The sequence below is a fragment of the Delftia sp. CH05 genome (genome assembly GCF_009827015.1).
GTDB classification, from domain to species: Bacteria; Pseudomonadota; Gammaproteobacteria; order Burkholderiales; family Burkholderiaceae_C; genus Comamonas; species Comamonas tsuruhatensis.
In genome coordinates this window covers 253,620-269,447 of record NZ_WUMG01000002.1, presented here as the reverse complement: position 1 = coordinate 269,447, position 15,828 = coordinate 253,620, and the positions used below count along the sequence as shown (strand labels likewise).

The window sequence follows — 15,828 nt, the reverse complement described above, 5'->3', positions numbered from 1 at the left end:
CCACACATCAGGACAACGAATCATGGGAAAGACCACCGGCTTCATGGAATATGAGCGCCTCGAGGAGGGCTATGCGCCCGTCGCCGAGCGCGTGAAGCACTACAAGGAATTCGTCATCGGCCTCGATGACAGCCAGGCCAAGATCCAGGGCGCGCGCTGCATGGACTGCGGCACGCCGTTCTGCAACAACGGCTGCCCGGTCAACAACATCATTCCGGACTTCAACGACCTGGTCTTCCACGGCGGCTGGAAGAGCGCCAGCGCCGTGCTGCACAGCACCAACAACTTCCCCGAGTTCACCGGCCGCATCTGCCCCGCCCCCTGCGAGGCCGCCTGCACCCTGAACATCAACGACGACGCCGTGGGCATCAAGTCCATCGAGCACGCCATCATCGACCGTGCCTGGGCCGAAGGCTGGGTCAAGCCGCTGCCCAGCAGCCGCAAGACCGGCAAGAAGGTGGCCGTGGTCGGCGCCGGCCCCGCAGGCCTGGCGGCCTCGCAGCAGCTGGCCCGCGCCGGCCACGATGTGACGCTGTTCGAGAAGAACGACCGCGTCGGCGGCCTGCTGCGCTACGGCATTCCCGACTTCAAGATGGAGAAGTCGCACATCGACCGCCGCGTCGAGCAGCTCGTGGCCGAAGGCGTCAAGATCCGTACCGGCGTGCTGGTGGCGGGCAAGGACGGCCTGGGCGAAGACTCCAAGGTCACCAACTGGGCCAAGGAAACCGTCAGCCCCGAGCAGCTCATGGCCGAGTTCGATGCCGTGCTGCTGACCGGCGGTGCCGAGCAGTCGCGCGACCTGCCCGTGCCCGGCCGCGAACTCAAGGGCATCCATTTCGCCATGGAGTTCCTGCCGCAGCAAAACAAGGTCAACGCCGGCGACAAGCTCAAGGGCCAGCTGCGTGCCGATGGCAAGCATGTCATCGTCATCGGTGGCGGAGACACGGGCTCCGACTGCGTGGGCACCAGCAACCGCCACGGCGCCGTCAGCGTGACCCAGTTCGAGCTGATGCCCATGCCGCCCGAGCAGGAGAACAAGCCCCTGGTCTGGCCCTACTGGCCGATCAAGCTGCGCACCAGCTCCAGCCACGAGGAAGGCTGCGAGCGCGAGTTCGCCATCGCCACCAAGGAGTTCATCGGCGAGAAGGGCCAAGTCACGGCCGTCAAGACCGTGCGCATCGAAATGAAGGACGGCAAGATGGTCGAGGTGCCCGGCAGCGAGCAGGTGCTCAAGGCCGACCTGGTGCTGCTGGCCATGGGCTTCGTCAGCCCCGTGCAGGCCGTGCTCGATGCCTTTGGCGTGGACAAGGACGCACGCGGCAACGCCAAGGCCACCACCGACTTCACGGGCGGCTACGCCACCAGCGTGCCCAAGCTCTTCGCCGCCGGCGATGTGCGCCGCGGCCAGTCCCTGGTGGTCTGGGCCATCCGCGAAGGCCGCCAGGCCGCTCGCTCCATTGACGAGTTCCTCATGGGCACGTCCGACCTGCCTCGGTGAGATGCCAACCCCGGAAGGGGCTTGGCCATAGACAAAGAAAAAGCCCTTGGTGATGAACCAAGGGCTTTTTATTACAAATTCCTCGTGTTTCAGCGTAGGCCCTTGAAACTGGCGCGCCCTAAAGCGAGGGACACCGAGGAAGGGCCTGGGCCGGCCGCGCCGCCCCGCACCGAGGGTGTCGTCCCCCTCTGGGGGAAGGCGCGAAGCGACTCAGGGGGAGGGTTTATCCTCTGCGGGCTTGTCCACTGCGGTGCCGGGTTCGGCTTCTTCTTCCGGCGCCTTGGAGACGCGGCTGAACCAGCCGGCACCCAGGATGCCGATCTCGTAAAGAATGCACATGGGCACGGCCAGGGCCAGCTGGGAGATCACGTCGGGCGGCGTGACCACGGCGGCGATGATGAAGGCCACCACGATGAAATAGCCGCGGAAGGACTTGAGCTTGGCGATGTCCACCAGGCCGAAGCGCACCAGCAGCATGACCACGATGGGCACCTGGAAGGCCAGGCCAAAGGCCAGGTACAGCGACAGGATGGCCTCCACATACGATGCAATGTCCGGCGTGGCCGCCACGCTGTCCGGGGTGAAGCCCTGGATGAAGGCGAACATCTTGTCGAGCACGAAGAACTGCACGAAGGCGATGCCGATATAGGCCAGCAGGCTGCCGAAGATGATCAGCGGCAGCGCAAAGCGCTTTTCATGGCTGTACAGGCCGGGCGCCACGAAGGCCCACATCTGGTACATGATCCAGGGCAGCACGGCCAAGATGCCCACCATCATCAGTACCTTGAGCGGCACGAAGAAGGGGGTGAACACGCCGACTGCGATGAGCTTGGCATCGGGCGGCATGTGGGCCTTGATCGGGTGGGCGATGAAGTCGATGAGCCCGTTGGGGCCGGGCCATATGGCCAGCACGGCGATCGCCAGACCGATGCCGTAGATGCAGTAGAGCAGGCGGTCGCGCAGCTCCATCAGGTGCTGGACGAAAGGCTGCTCGGTGCCTGCCAGCTCGTCGTCTTTAGGTGGAATGTCGGACATGGTGCGAAACCGCGGCGGGCCGCAAGGGCGTCCACGGACCTGGTATGAAAAGCAGAAAGCCCGACGGATCGGGCAGGGTGGGGCGTTGGCGGGTGCCCGGGTGGCAGAGGCTGGGCCGGTTGCCTCGTGGCCCGCTGCGCGCCAGCATCTTCAGCGGGACTTCTGGGGACGAAAGCGCGCCACGCGCGCCGCGCCCGACTGCGCCTTGGTGCGCACGCCGGCACGGGCCTTGTACCACTGGGGCACGGCGGCACGCTTGAGGCGCCAGTTCTTGCCCGGGTGGCGGTAGGCCGGCGCCACGGCGCTGTACGTATCGCTGCCTGAATCGTAGGAAGAGGAGTCGTACGAGGAAGACGTGCCGTTGAGCGATGCCGTGGACTCGTTCCAGTCCTTCTCGAAATTGGCGGCCGAAGTGTGGATGGACTGCTCGACGTCACGCGCCGCGCCTTCCACCGTGTCCTTCATCTTGCGCAACTCGTCGAGTTCCATCGAACGGTTGACCTCGGCCTTCACATCGGAGACGTAGCGCTGGGCCTTGCCCAGCAGGGTACCGACGGTGCGCGCCACGCGCGGCAGCTTCTCGGGGCCGATGACCACGAGAGCCACGGCGCCGATCAGCGCCATCTTGGACAGACCGATATCAAACATGGAGGCTTGGCGTGCGGACCATCAGCTCTTTTGCTTGGCTTCGACGTCGATGGTGGCCTTGTCGGTGGCTGTCTGGCCTGCAACCTGGCCAGGGGCAGCTGCGGGGGTGTCGGTGGAGGTCGAGCCGTCCTTCACACCGTCCTTGAAGCCCTTGACGGCGCCGCCAAGGTCGGAACCGATGTTCTTCAGCTTCTTGGTTCCGAACACCAGAACCACGATGGCCAGGACGATCAGCCAATGCCAGATGGAAAACGAGCCCATGAGAATCTCTCCTAAGAATTGCAGATCATTTTAGACGCCGGGCCATGGCGGCAGTTCGCAAGGCCCCACAAAAGCCGTTCGGCCGGCGCATGTACGCAGAAGTCGCAAGCAAGAGGCGGGCCATCTTGCGCGCAAGCCTGCGTCCAGCAAAGGCTTCAGCCCTTCAGCCAGGGGCGGGGGCCGCCCATGACATGGATGTGCAGATGGTGGACTTCCTGTCCGCCCTCGGTGCCGGTGTTGACCACCAGACGGAAACCGCCATCGGGATACGGATTGCAGCCTTGCTCGGCGGCCAGGCGGGGCGCCAGCACCATCATGCGGCCCAGCAGCGCAGCGTCGTCGGCCTGGACCTGGGCCATGGAGGGGATGTGCTTCTTGGGCACCATCAGAAAGTGGATGGGCGCGCCGGGATGGATGTCGTGGAAGGCGAAGACTTCATCGTCCTCATAGACCTTGCGGGAAGGGATCTCGCCTTTGATGATGCGGCAAAACAGGCAGTTCGGGTCGTGGTCGTGCATGGCGCTACGGGAGTCCTGGGAAGCTGGCGGTGGATCGAAAAATCAGGGTGAATTGTCGTTGATGTGCAGTGTCTGGCGCACGCCGATGTCGCTGCGGTGCTGCTGGAGCCAGTGCTGTCCCTGCTCGCGCCCCAGTTCGAACAGCTCGCGCACGAAACGCATGTCCGAGCGCGTCTTGGTCGAGGCGCCGTAGCCCTTGAGCACCGCGCCGCCGTCCACGCGGTGCAGCAGCACCTTTTTGTAGCGTGCCGGGTCCAGCTTGCCCTGCTCCAGCAGGCGCTTGACGAATTCGATGGCGCGCAGCTCGGACAGCAGGCCGGCGTTGAAGGTGACCTCGTTCATGCGGTCCATGATGTCGGCCGCCGTGTTGGGCAGGTCGGTGTGCTCGATGGGATTGATCTGCACCAGCAGGATGTCGCTGGACGCCGTGCCGTAGATCAGGGGATACAGGGCGGGATTGCCCGAGAAACCGCCGTCCCAGTAAGGCTCGCCATCGATTTCCACGGCCTTGAACAGCTGGGGCAGGCAGGCCGAGGCCATGACCGCGTCGGCACTGAGCCTTCTGCCCGAGAAGATGCTTCCCCGGCCCGTGCGCACATTGGTGGCGCAGACAAAGACCTTGGGCACCACGCCCTCCACGGGCGGACGCGTCAGCGCCTCGAAATCCACGACCCGTTCGAGCAGCTTGCGCAGCGGGTTGATGTCCAGCGGGTTGGTCTGGTAGGGCGAGAAGAACTGGTTGAGCACGCCCATGAAGGGGCTGCCCGGCAATGGCGCGCCCCACATCAGGCTGCCCATGGTGCCCACGCCTTCCCACAGTTCGGTCAGCGAGGCGCGGGCCAATTGGGCGCCCAGCGCCTGGGCGGCCACAGGATCGCTTTCCTGGCGCGCGGCCTGGGCAAAGCCCTGTGCCAGGGCCACGGCATTCATGGCGCCGGCGCTGGTGCCGCTGATGCCGTCGAAGACAAGGCTGCCGTCTTCCAGCAGTGCGTCCAGCACGCCCCAGGTCAGGGCGCCGTGCGAGCCCCCGCCCTGCAGGGCGAGGTTGATCTTGCAGGTCGGGGTGAAGGACATGGCGGGCGGGCCGGCGGCTTCAGCGGTCCACGGCCTGGTTGCGGTTCATGGCGACCATGCCGCGCACGATGCGGTACAGGAACCAGATGGAGATCACCGTCCAGGCGATCCAGCCGGGCACGAAGAACAGCAGCCACAGCGGTGCCGTGACCAGGTACAGGATGCCGGCCCAGATCACGCTGCGGATGCGCCACGAGAAATGGTTGGCCATCCAGCTGCCTTCGGCGTCGCCGCGCTTGACCAGGTCGATGATCAGGGCGATCACCAGCAGCGCGATGCTGGGCTGGGCGCCGGGCACGACGGCGGCCACGGCCACCACCAGGTGCAGCAGGTAGCTGACCCAGCCCCAGGCCTTGAGGCCTTCGATGCGGGACTGGTCCAGGGCACGGACTTCGATGTAATCGTCATTCATGGCAGCGGTCCTTTCTCGTTCACATCACGTTCCTGGGCCTTGCGCAGCGCCTTTTCCTCGATGCCGCTGGTGCCTTCGCGGCGCTCCAGCTCGGCAACGACCTGGGCGGGCGTCAGGCCATAGTGGGCCAGGGCGATCATGCTATGGAACCACAGATCGGCCACTTCGTAGAGGATTTTGCCGGCGTCCCCGCCATGGTCTGCGTCCTTGGCGGCCATGACCACTTCGGTGGCCTCTTCGCCGATCTTCTTCAAAAAGGCATCCGGGCCCTTGTGCAGCAGGCGGGCGACGTAGCTCTTGTCGGGGTCGCCGCCGTTGGCGGGCTTGCGGCTTTCGATGACGGCGGCCAGGCGCGCCAGGGCGTCCTGCGAGGAAGTGCTTGTGGTGTCGTTCATGTTCGTGGAATTCATTTGTAGATCGATTCGGGGTCTTTCAAGACCGGATCGACGGCCTGCCACTGGCCATCGCGCAGCACGCTGTAGAAGCAGCTGTGGCGCCCCGTGTGGCAGGCAATGCCGGGCTCGTGGCCGGTCTGGGTGATCTTGAGCAGGACCACGTCGTTGTCGCAGTCGATGCGCACCTCGTGCACGGTCTGCACGTGGCCCGATTCCTCGCCCTTGAACCACAGCTTGTTGCGCGAGCGGCTGAAGTAGACGGCGCGGCCCAGCTCGGCCGTCTTGGCCAGGGCCTCGCGGTTCATCCAGGCGAACATCAGCACGTCGCCCGTGTCCTTTTCCTGCGCGATCACGGGCACCAGGCCCTGCGCATCCCATTTGACTTGATCTAGCCAGTTCATTGCCTGCATTGTGAATATCCTGGGTTGGAATCCCTGTGACAGCATTGTCAGGAATTGCCTGGATTGAAAATACACCCCCTGAGTCGCTTCGCGCCTTCCCCCTCTCTCGCTGCGCGGGAGGGAGACGACAGCCTTGCTGCGGGGCGGCCCTTGCTCGCTGTCCCTGGTCCCTTGGGCCGCGCCGGTTTCATGGGTTGTGGGCGGCGCGAGCGCCATGGAAAACTGAAATGAAGGAGTCCACCGACGCGCCGTATCAGAGGCGCACGGGCACGCCGCGCTCGGCCATGCGCTGCTTGGCCTGGCCCACGGTGAATTCGCCATAGTGGAAGATGCTGGCGGCCAGCACGGCGTCGGCGCCGCCCAGGGTCACGCCATCGGCCAGGTCGTCCAGCGAGCCCACGCCGCCGGAGGCGATCACGGGCACGGGCACGGCGTCGCTGACGGCGCGCGTGAGCTTCAGGTCGAACCCGGACTTGGTGCCGTCGCGGTCCATGCTGGTCAGCAGGATCTCGCCCGCGCCGCGGCGCGCCATCTCGGCGGCCCACTGCACGGCGTCCAGGCCGGTGTTCTTGCGTCCGCCGTGGCTGTAGACATCCCAGCCGGGGCCGGCGGCGCGGCCGTCGGTGCCGATGCGCTGCTCGTCTTCGGCGGTGCGGCGCTTGGCGTCGATGGCCACGACGATGCACTGCGCGCCGTACTTGTCGGAGGCGGCATTGATCACATCGGGATTGGCGATGGCGGCCGAGTTGAAGCTGGTCTTGTCGGCGCCCGCGTTGAGCAGGCGGCGCACGTCCTCGACGGTGCGCACGCCACCGCCCACGGTCAGCGGAATGAAGACCTGGCTGGCCACCGATTCGATGATGGGCAGGATCAGGTCTCGGCCATCGCTGGTGGCCGTGATGTCCAGGAAGGTCAGCTCGTCCGCGCCCTGGGCGTTGTAGCGCGCGGCGATCTCCACCGGGTCGCCCGCATCGCGCAGCTCCACGAAGTTCACGCCTTTGACGACGCGCCCTCCCGTGACGTCAAGACAGGGGATGATGCGTTTGGCAAGCATGGGCAGACTCGTGGCTAGGGCGTGAAACAAGGGCGAAAAGATACCACGCCCTCGGCGTCCGCAGGCGCTGCGGGGTTCAGCGCTTGAGACCTGCGGCCTGGCTTTGCCAGCGCCATGCGTCCTCGCACATGCGGTCCAGGTCCAGCATGGCCTTCCAGCCCAGCAGGCGCTCGGCCTCGGCGGGGTCGGCCCAGCACTGGGCCACGTCGCCGGGGCGGCGCGCCACGATCTGGTAGGGCACGGGGCGGCCGCTGGCGCGCTCGAAGGCCTTGACCATCTCCAGCACCGAGACCGGGCGCCCCGTGCCCAGGTTCACCGTCAGCAGGCCTTGCTGTTCACGCAGATGGCGCAGCGCCGCTAGGTGGCCGCGCGCCAGGTCGGTGACGTGGATGTAGTCACGCACGCCCGTGCCGTCCGGCGTGGCGTAGTCATCCCCATAGACACTGAGCTGCTGGCGCTGGCCGATGGCGACCTGCGACACATAGGGCATGAGGTTGTTGGGGATGTCGCGCGGGTCCTCCCCGATCAGGCCGCTTTCATGGGCGCCCACGGGATTGAAGTAGCGCAGCCGTGCCAGGCGCCACTGGCCGGGCTCGGCGCGGTCCAGGTCGGCCAGCATTTCCTCGATCCACAGCTTGCTGCGGCCGTAGGGGTTGGTGGCAGACAGCGGGAAATCCTCGCGGATCGGCAGGCTGGCCGGGTCGCCGTAGACCGTGGCCGAGGAGGAGAACACCAGGCTGTGCACGCCCGCCGCCTGCATGGCCTGCAGCAGGGCGACCGTGCCGCCCACGTTGTGTTCGTAGTAGCGCAGTGGCTGGGCCACGGATTCGCCCACGGCCTTGAGTGCGGCGAAGTGGATCACCTCGCGGATGGAGTGCTCGGCAAACAGCCGGTCCAGCGCGGCGCGGTCGCGCACGTCGCCCTCGACGCACAGCGGGCGCCGGCCCGTGATGCGTTCCATGCGGTCGAGCACATCGGGGCTGCTGTTGCTGAAGTTGTCGTAGATCAGGTAGGGCTCGCCTGCGGCGGCCAGCTCCACGCAGGTGTGGGAGCCGATGAAGCCGGCGCCGCCTGTGACCAGGATCATGAATACCTCTCATTGGTGATTTTTTGGCGTGCCTAGTATCGCAATAACCCAGCTTCTCCCCGGGTTCAAGTGGGCTGAGCACAAAAGTAGGGAGAAAACACATTTGTAGACAAACAACGTTATGCTCGGCCCGCTTTTCGTCGGATTGACGATAGCTTTCATCAAATTGTTAAGAAATTTGATGCATAAAAACTATGAATTGATGGGGCATCACCACGCCCTGAGGAGAAGGCCATGAACGGTTTCCTGCGAAGCTGCCTGGTCTGCTGGGGGTTGCTGTGCGGCTGGGTGGTGCAGGCTGCCGAACCCGCGGTGGCTGTCTATTACGGGAACAAGGCATCGCTCAGTGAATTGAGCCTCTACGACATTGCCGTCGTGGAGCCGGGCCATGGCTATGACCCGGTCCGGTTCCGCAAGCAGGCCCCGGGCAGCGAGCTGTATGCCTACGCTTCCGTGGCCGAGGTGCTGCCCGAGCGCGCCTACTTCGGCAAGATTCCCGAGGCCTGGAAGATGGCGCGCAACGGCGCCTGGCAGTCCATCGTCCTGGACCAGACACCCGCGCAGTGGCCCGCCTTCTTTGCCGACGAGGTGATCGCGCCGCTGTGGAAGCAGGGCTTTCGCGGCTTCTTCCTGGACACGCTGGACTCCTACCGCCTGGCCGCGAATTTCGACGAAAAGGCCCAGCAGGACGGCCTGGTGCGCGTCATCGAGACGCTGCACCAGCGCTATCCCGGCATCCGCCTGATCCTGAACCGGGGCTTCGAGATCGTGCCGCGCGTGAGGGACAAGGTACAGATGGTGGCGGCCGAGTCGCTGTTGCGGGGCTGGGATGCCAGCCTCAAGCGCTATGTGAGCGTGCCCGAGAAAGACCGCGAATGGCTGCTGCAGCAACTGCAGACCATCCGCGAGCGCGACCGCCTGCCGGTGCTGTCCATCGACTACGTGGCCCCGCATGACCGCGACGCCACGCGCGAGACCGCCCGCCGCATTGCGCAGCTGGGCATCATCCCCTGGGTTTCCGATGCCGGGCTGCAGACCCTGGGCATAGGCCAGGTGGAGGCGGTGGCGCGCAGGGTGTTGATTCTCTACAACGGTGCCGACTATCCGTCCATCAACGGCGCATCGGCGCACCGCTTCCTGGAAATGCCCCTGAACTACATGGGCTACGTCGCCGACTACGCCGATGTGCGCGAGCCCCTGCCCGAAGGCGTGTCGCGCGACCGCTATGCCGGCGTGGTGAGCTGGTTCGGCGGCGCGGTGCCCGAGATGCGGGCCAAAAGCGTGCGGCAGTGGCTGGCCAACCAGGTGCAGCAGGGCATGCCGCTGCTGGTGCTCAATACGCTGGGCCTGTCACAGGACCGCACCACGTCGGCCGCCCTGGGCACGCGCAGCACGGAAGCGGCACCCGTGTTCCCGCTGCGGCGCGCCGAAAAAGCGCCGGTCATGGGTTTCGAGATACAGCCGGCCGAGCCAGCGCACGATTACGAAGGCTGGGAGTTCACGCCGCAGATGGCCAGGGGCAGCCGCGAGTTGCTGTCCTTCGACGACAAGCGGGGGCGCCGCTTCGTGTCGGCCGCCATCACGCCCTGGGGCGGCTTTGCACTCATGCCCTATGTGGTGGTGGGCATGCCGGGCACCGACCAGTCGCGCTGGGTGATCGACCCCTTCGCGCTGTTGCGCGAGGCGCTGCGCCTGCAGGACTTTCCGGTGCCCGACGTCACCACCGAGAACGGCCGCCGCCTGCTGCTGGCCCATGTGGACGGGGACGGCTTTCCTTCCAAGGCCGAGCTGCCGGGCACGCCCTTCGCGGGCGAGGTGCTGCGCCGCGAGATCCTGGAGCGCTACAGGATTCCGCACACCATCTCGGTCATCGAGGCCGAAGTCTCGCCGCAGGGCCTGTATCCGCAATGGGCCGACCAGCTGGAGGGCATTGCCAAGCGCATCTTCGCCATGCCCCATGTCGAGATCGCCAGCCATTCCTATTCCCATCCCTTCTTCTGGGAGCCCGGGGCAGCGCCCGACGGGGATGACAGCAAGGAAGTGAACCTCAACCTCCACATCCCCGGCTACCAGATGGACATGAACCGGGAGATCAATGGCTCGGTCGACTACATCCGCAAGCGCCTGGCGCCGCCCGGCAAGCCGGTGGACGTGTTCCTGTGGACCGGCAACACGGCGCCCAGCGCCGAGGCCCTGGCCATCTCCGACGCGGCGGGACTGCTCAACATGAATGGCGGCGACACGGCCATCACGCGCAGCAATCCCTCGCTGACGGAGGTGCGCAGCTGGGGCCTGCGCAAGGGCGGCCATCTGCAGATCTATGCGCCCGTCACCAACGAGAACATCTACACCAACCTCTGGCACGGGCCGTTCTACGGCTTCGAGCGCGTCATCGAAACCTTCGAGATGACCGACGCGCCCCGGCGCATGAAGGCCGTGGACATCTACTACCACTCCTACTCCGCCAGCAAGCAGGCCAGCATCAAGGCCCTGCAAAAGGTCTACCAGTGGGCGCTGGCGCAGCGGCTGAACCCGGTCTACAGCTCCGAGTACATCCGCAAGGTGCAGGATTTCTACGAATTCGCCATCGGCCGCGACGCGCAGGGCTGGCGCCTGCGGGGCCCGGGCCAGTTGCGCACGCTGCGCATGCCGCCCGGCATGGCCCTGCCGTCCATGGCTGCCAGCCGCGGCATCGCCGGCTATGCCAAGGGCACGGACGGAAACTACCTTCACCTGGCCGGCGGCGCCGGATACCTGGTGCCGCAGGATGCCGCAGGCGCGGCCGCCTCCGCGGCGCGCCCCTATCTGGTGGATGCCAATGCCCGGCTCACGCAATGGCTGCCCCAGGCCGATGGCGGCGTGCGCTTCACCCTGCAGGGCCATGTGCCGCTGGAGCTGCGCATGCACCTGCCGTCCGGCTGTGCGCTGAGTTCCCTGAACGCCGCCAATCCCCTCATTGCCGTGGCGGGTGCCGATACGGGCAGCTCCAACCTCCGTTCCTTCAGAAGTACCCATCACAGTGTTGAACTCCAAGCGCAATGCCTGGGGCTCTGAGCGCCCCGTCACGGTTCCCTTCTGGCTGATCGTGCTGCTGGCGGTACTGATCGGCGGCGCCCTGTGGATGCTGTTTCCCAAGCAGGATCTGGAGCGCCGGCTCTCCGTCACCGGAGATGATTCCGAGCTGTCCTACAACTACCTGAGCAACCTGCTCAAGAGCGACCCGGGCAATGAAAACCTGCGCGCCCTGCTCAAGGCCAAGGAGGAGCGCCTGAAAGCCATCAAGCTGGCGCGCGAAGAGGCAGCCAAGCAGGCGCTGCCCAGCGCCGCCGTCCAGGCCTGGGAGCGCTGGCAGGCCGCCTACCAGAACTATCTGGAGGCGCAAAAGCAGGACCATCGCGCCGGAGGGCAGGCCGATGCCCTGGCGCTCCAGGTGATGCAGGCGCTCAAGGAGGTCCCGCTGGCGGGTCTGACCCAGGAGCAGGCGCTGTACCTGGCCTCTTCGGCGCTGGTACTCAAGGACGCACCGCTGGCCCTGGGCATCTACGACGACGTGGCAGAGCGCCAGGCCGATCCCGCGCGCAAGGCGCAGGTCTATGAGTCCGCTGCGCGGCAGGCGCTGGGCATGTCCCTGTACGAGGAATCGGCCCGGCTGCTGCGTCAGGCCAGCGCCACGACCGAGGACGTCCAGCAGTCGCGCGCCTATCTCTGGCAGGCCCTGCAGGTGCTGCAGTCCGGCAACCGTGCCAGCGAAGCGCTGGCGCTGGCGCGCCAGCAGGAAGAACTGTTGGGCAGCGACCCGGAAACGCTGCGAAGGCTCATCGGCCTGGCGCGTGCGGCCGGCAACCGGGCCGAGGCCGAGCGCTATGCCAAGCGGCTGCTGCAGCTGTCCCTGCTGCAGCAATGGCAGGTGCAGGTGGCAGGCGCTTCGGGAGCAGGCCCGGCCTTAGCGTCCACAGTGGCCGACGACGGCGCCTGGGCACTGCAGCCCGTGGCCTGGACCGCCCCGGGCTGGCGCATGCTGCGCACGGCCGACCCCGCACGCAAGCCGCCGCCGGGCCTGCCCTTTGACGACAAGACCTACCAGCTGGGCTACGAGGTGTTCCTCGAAAACCGCAACCTGGAAGATGCCTGGCGCGTGGCCACGGCCGCCGTGCGCCAGGCGCCGCAGGACATGGCCTGGCGCGAGCGCCTGGCCCAGGTGTCCGAATGGATGGGGCAGCAGCAGCAGGCCCTGGACAACTGGCTGGTCATTGCGCAGAACACGGGCCGTGAAGATGCCTGGAAGACGGTGATGCGCCTGGCGCCGGGCCTGTTCGACGACCGCGCCCTGATTGCCGGCCTGCGCCACCAGTTGAGCCGCCGTCCCCAGGATGCCGCGCTGCTGCAGGCGCTGGTCCAGGCCTATGAGCGCCAGGCCGAGCCGGGCGCGGCCATCGACTATCTGCAAAAGCACGGCAGCACGCCGCAGTCGCAGATTCTGCTGGCCCAGCTGGCCGAGCGCGCAGGCCGTTCGCCGCTGGCGCTGCAGGCATGGAAGCGCGTGCTCAACGATCCCGAGCAGCGCACGCCGGCCCATGTCATGCCCGCCGCCGTGCTCGCGCTGCTGCAGGGCGAGCCGGCGCTGGGCCTGCGCTGGCTGGAAGACGCACAGACGCGCGTTCCGGCCGGCATGCAGGACGAAGGCGAGTACTGGCGCCTGCTGGGCGACCTGGCCCAGGACCAGCGCCAGGAGGCGCTGACGCTCAAGGCCTACCGCCGCCTGCTGCAGACGCCGCACGCCGGCATCAGCGACTACGACGAAGTGATCCGCCTGCTGCAGCGCACCGACCGGCGCGAGGCGGCCCAGATGTCCCTGCATGCCTGGGAGCAGTTCCAGGACGTGCGCCATCTGACACAGGCCTTCTACCTGCTGGAGGACCAGGAGGACTGGACGCAGATCGGCCGCCAGGTCGAGCGCATCATGGCCGACCCGGCCTTGCTCAAGCGCCTGATGGGCCAGCCCACCTTCTTCCAGATCCTGGGCGCCTACTACCAGCGCACTGCGCAGCCGAAAAAGGCCATGGAAGCCTTCGAGAAGGGCCTGGCGCTGGACCCCGGCTCCACGCCGCTGCGCCAGGGCCTGATGTGGCTGCTGATCGACACGCAGAACGCGGCGGCCCTCAAGCTGCTGCTGGCGGCGGCCGAGCCCGTGTGGGCACGTGATGCCGACATGCACGGCGCCCTGGCGGCGGCCTACATGACGCTGTCGCGCCCGGCCGTTGCGCTGGAGCGGTATCTGAAGCCGCACCGCACGGAGCATGCCGACGACTTCCTGTGGATGATGCAGTACGCGGACGCGCTGGAGCAGAACCAGCAGGCGGACCAGGCCTGGAACCTGAGGCAGCAGCTGTGGCAGCGCGAGAAGGCGCGCACGCGTGCGCAGCAGGGCCCTTCGGCCGATGCGGCCCGCCGCTGGCTGACCGCCGAGGGCCTGGACGAGGTCCAGCGCCAGGCCCGCAGCCGGCTCATGCTCTTTCATACCCAGGGCGATGCCGAATTCGCCCTGATGCGCGAGCTGCTGCGCATGGACCTGGAAGGCGGGCGCCGCGAGCATTCCGCTGCTGCGGCCGAGCTGGCCATCGCCTGGCTGCAGGAGCGCGGCGAATACCAGGCCGAGCGCGGCTACCTTTGGCAGCAGTACGCGCGCAGCCGCAGCAAGAGTGCCAGCGCACCGCTGTGGGCCGAGATCACGGTGGCCCTGGCGGAAAAGGATGTGGCCCAGGCCGGGCAACTGCTGCAGCGCCATGACGAGGCACTGCCGCGCTACGACCGCATCAACGCGGCGGCCATGGTGGGCGATGTGCGGCTGGCGCAGACCGCGGGCTTCGAGAGCATGGCCTACCAGCCCGACGACGATCCCCTGCACCTGGGGCTGACCGAGCAGTTGCTGGCCTTCAGCGACTACGGCGGCCTGCAGTTGCGCAATCGCCGCATGGACGCCATCGACGAGCAGGTCTCGCGGCTGCGCTGGCATGTGGGTCTCAACCCCCGCTGGGCGCTGGACCTGGATGCCGAGGACGTGCGCCGCACGGTCAGCAAAAGCACCCTGGTGCGCGGACCCTCCCAGGAGCGGGGCATCGGCCTGCGCCTGACGCGCAAGACGCAGTCGGCCTCCAGCGAGTTCATGCTGGGCCGGCGCGAAAGCCTGGAGAGCTACACGCCGATGCAGTTCACGCAGACCTACAACGTGGACAGCCGCTGGAGCCTGCAGGCATCGCTGGGCCGGCACCTGGCCACGCAGGAAACGCTGGCCATGCGCATGGGCGGCATGAAGGACCGCGTGTCGCTGGGCAGCAGCTACCAGCTCTCGCGCCTGGACCAGATCACGCTGGAGCTGGCATCGGAGCGCTACCGCGTGCAAAGCGGCGCCCGCGTGGGCTCCGGCAACCATGCGATGCTGCAATACCTGCACACCTATCGCAGCGAGGCACCCACCCTGCAGTTCGGCGCCTTCACCTCCTGGCACCGCTACAGCCGCACCGACCCGGCGCTGCTGCAGGGCAGGGATGCGGCCATCCTGGGCTACCTGCCTGCGTTCAACGATCCCACCATCGACTATCTGTTGCCGCGCAGCTTCCGCTTCTCGGGCCTGCAGATGATGTTCAACACGGGCTACGAGCAGCAATACACGCGCGCGCTGCGGCCCTATGCCAGCCTGGCCCTGACGCACCACAGCATCAACGGCGCGGGCTACGAGCTGGGCATGGGCCTGGCCACCAGCCTGTTCGGCGCGGACCACCTCGCGCTGGGCCTGAACCTGTCCAAGTCGGGCATCAACACCGTGGGCAATACCCGCGAGCTGTTGCTCACCTACCGCCTCCACTACTGATCCGAAGACTTCAAGGAGCCTTTCCATGACACACCGCACTTCTTTTGCCTCCCGCCTTCGCGTGCTCACGGGTATGGCCCTTGTCGGCCTGCTGTCTGCCTGCTCGACCATCGACCGGGGCACGGCGCCCGCGCTGGAGACGAACGCCAGCTGGGCCGTGCTGCCCTTCGAGAACCACACCGAGACACCCATGGCCGGCAACCGCGCCGCCGCCATCGCCACGGCGCTGATCAATGCGCGCGGCGTGGGCCAGGTCAAGCGCTACACGGGCGATGCGCTGCAGGAGACGCTGTTCGACGGCCGCGACGCCAAGCGCCGCGAGGACGCCCTGGCCTGGGCGCGCGGCGAAGGCGTGCGCTATGCGCTGACGGGCGCGGTGGACGAATGGCGCTACAAGGTCGGAGTGGATGGCGAACCGGCCGTGGGCGTGACGCTGGAGATCGTGGACGTGGGCACCGGCGCCACCGTGTGGAGCGGCGCGGGCGCGCAAAGCGGCTGGAGCCGCGAGGCCCTGGCCGCCGTGGGCCAGAAGCTGATCCGCAATCTGCTGGGCACGGGCCTGGCCAACGCCCGATAA

Annotated in this window: 14 protein-coding genes; 4 read left to right on the top strand and 10 right to left on the bottom strand. The window is 66.9% G+C overall.

The features are described from left to right. Positions 1–22: 22 nt before the first annotated feature. A complete protein-coding gene (locus GRX31_RS03100; protein WP_016445557.1) occupies positions 23–1,498 on the top strand; it encodes a glutamate synthase subunit beta in 1,476 nt (491 codons plus the stop codon). A gap of 210 nt (positions 1,499–1,708) precedes the next feature. On the opposite strand, the gene tatC is transcribed toward GRX31_RS03100, so the two are convergent. The 10 genes from tatC to galE form a co-directional block, all read right to left on the bottom strand. Next, the gene (tatC, locus tag GRX31_RS03095; RefSeq protein WP_017406166.1) at positions 1,709–2,533 is read right to left on the bottom strand and encodes a twin-arginine translocase subunit TatC; all 825 of its coding nucleotides are present in this window, start codon (positions 2,531–2,533) and stop codon (positions 1,709–1,711) included. 150 nt (positions 2,534–2,683) lie between these two features. After that, complete coding sequence (gene tatB, locus GRX31_RS03090; protein WP_016445559.1) at positions 2,684–3,181, bottom strand: Sec-independent protein translocase protein TatB; 498 nt, start codon at positions 3,179–3,181, stop codon at positions 2,684–2,686. 21 nt (positions 3,182–3,202) lie between these two features. Next, entirely contained in the window at positions 3,203–3,442 is a 240-nt protein-coding gene (gene tatA / locus GRX31_RS03085) for a Sec-independent protein translocase subunit TatA (protein WP_016445560.1), read from the bottom strand. 155 nt (positions 3,443–3,597) lie between these two features. Then, positions 3,598–3,960: a histidine triad nucleotide-binding protein gene (locus tag GRX31_RS03080; RefSeq protein ID WP_016445561.1), complete on the bottom strand. Its 363-nt coding sequence runs from the start codon at positions 3,958–3,960 to the stop codon at positions 3,598–3,600. 42 nt (positions 3,961–4,002) lie between these two features. Further along, a complete protein-coding gene (locus tag GRX31_RS03075) occupies positions 4,003–5,034 on the bottom strand; it encodes a patatin-like phospholipase family protein (RefSeq protein WP_046239365.1) in 1,032 nt (343 codons plus the stop codon). Positions 5,035–5,053: 19 nt separating this feature from the next. Next, positions 5,054–5,446 carry a DUF4870 family protein gene (locus tag GRX31_RS03070; RefSeq protein ID WP_013800783.1) on the bottom strand — a complete coding sequence of 131 codons (393 nt, stop codon included), beginning with the start codon at positions 5,444–5,446 and terminating at the stop codon, positions 5,054–5,056. Then, entirely contained in the window at positions 5,443–5,856 is a 414-nt protein-coding gene (locus GRX31_RS03065) for a phosphoribosyl-ATP diphosphatase (protein WP_047473622.1), read from the bottom strand. The genes GRX31_RS03070 and GRX31_RS03065 overlap by 4 nt, the downstream gene beginning before the upstream one ends. Then, positions 5,853–6,251 (bottom strand): phosphoribosyl-AMP cyclohydrolase, encoded by a 399-nt coding sequence (hisI, locus tag GRX31_RS03060; protein WP_174538852.1) that lies wholly within the window; start codon positions 6,249–6,251, stop codon positions 5,853–5,855. The genes GRX31_RS03065 and hisI overlap by 4 nt, the downstream gene beginning before the upstream one ends. Positions 6,252–6,495: 244 nt before the next feature. Continuing rightward, the gene (gene hisF / locus GRX31_RS03055) at positions 6,496–7,296 is read right to left on the bottom strand and encodes an imidazole glycerol phosphate synthase subunit HisF (protein WP_017406260.1); all 801 of its coding nucleotides are present in this window, start codon (positions 7,294–7,296) and stop codon (positions 6,496–6,498) included. 76 nt (positions 7,297–7,372) lie between these two features. Then, entirely contained in the window at positions 7,373–8,383 is a 1,011-nt protein-coding gene (gene galE / locus GRX31_RS03050; RefSeq protein WP_160851403.1) for a UDP-glucose 4-epimerase GalE, read from the bottom strand. A gap of 234 nt (positions 8,384–8,617) precedes the next feature. Here galE and GRX31_RS03045 point away from each other — a divergent pair, with 234 nt between their 5' ends. From GRX31_RS03045 to GRX31_RS03035, 3 genes are read left to right on the top strand one after another with little or no spacing between them, the layout of a single operon-like run. Further along, complete coding sequence (locus GRX31_RS03045; RefSeq protein ID WP_160851401.1) at positions 8,618–11,437, top strand: bifunctional glycoside hydrolase 114/ polysaccharide deacetylase family protein; 2,820 nt, start codon at positions 8,618–8,620, stop codon at positions 11,435–11,437. After that, entirely contained in the window at positions 11,403–15,251 is a 3,849-nt protein-coding gene (locus GRX31_RS03040) for a tetratricopeptide repeat protein (RefSeq protein WP_160851398.1), read from the top strand. Before GRX31_RS03045 ends, GRX31_RS03040 begins: the two co-directional genes overlap by 35 nt. A gap of 25 nt (positions 15,252–15,276) precedes the next feature. After that, positions 15,277–15,828: a hypothetical protein gene (locus GRX31_RS03035; protein ID WP_016445568.1), complete on the top strand. Its 552-nt coding sequence runs from the start codon at positions 15,277–15,279 to the stop codon at positions 15,826–15,828.

Excerpts from the sequence above, each read along its gene's own strand:
- tatA (WP_016445560.1), bottom strand. The coding sequence starts at position 3,442 with ATGGGCTCGTTTTCCATCTGGCATTGGCTGATCGTCCTGGCCATCGTG.
- hisI (WP_174538852.1), bottom strand. The coding sequence starts at position 6,251 with ATGCAGGCAATGAACTGGCTAGATCAAGTCAAATGGGATGCGCAGGGC.
- GRX31_RS03080 (WP_016445561.1), bottom strand. The coding sequence starts at position 3,960 with ATGCACGACCACGACCCGAACTGCCTGTTTTGCCGCATCATCAAAGGC.
- tatC (WP_017406166.1), bottom strand. The coding sequence starts at position 2,533 with ATGTCCGACATTCCACCTAAAGACGACGAGCTGGCAGGCACCGAGCAG.
- galE (WP_160851403.1), bottom strand. The coding sequence starts at position 8,383 with ATGATCCTGGTCACAGGCGGCGCCGGCTTCATCGGCTCCCACACCTGC.
- tatB (WP_016445559.1), bottom strand. The coding sequence starts at position 3,181 with ATGTTTGATATCGGTCTGTCCAAGATGGCGCTGATCGGCGCCGTGGCT.
- GRX31_RS03065 (WP_047473622.1), bottom strand. The coding sequence starts at position 5,856 with ATGAATTCCACGAACATGAACGACACCACAAGCACTTCCTCGCAGGAC.
- GRX31_RS03035 (WP_016445568.1), top strand. The coding sequence starts at position 15,277 with ATGACACACCGCACTTCTTTTGCCTCCCGCCTTCGCGTGCTCACGGGT.
- GRX31_RS03045 (WP_160851401.1), top strand. The coding sequence starts at position 8,618 with ATGAACGGTTTCCTGCGAAGCTGCCTGGTCTGCTGGGGGTTGCTGTGC.
- hisF (WP_017406260.1), bottom strand. The coding sequence starts at position 7,296 with ATGCTTGCCAAACGCATCATCCCCTGTCTTGACGTCACGGGAGGGCGC.
- GRX31_RS03100 (WP_016445557.1), top strand. The coding sequence starts at position 23 with ATGGGAAAGACCACCGGCTTCATGGAATATGAGCGCCTCGAGGAGGGC.
- GRX31_RS03070 (WP_013800783.1), bottom strand. The coding sequence starts at position 5,446 with ATGAATGACGATTACATCGAAGTCCGTGCCCTGGACCAGTCCCGCATC.
- GRX31_RS03075 (WP_046239365.1), bottom strand. The coding sequence starts at position 5,034 with ATGTCCTTCACCCCGACCTGCAAGATCAACCTCGCCCTGCAGGGCGGG.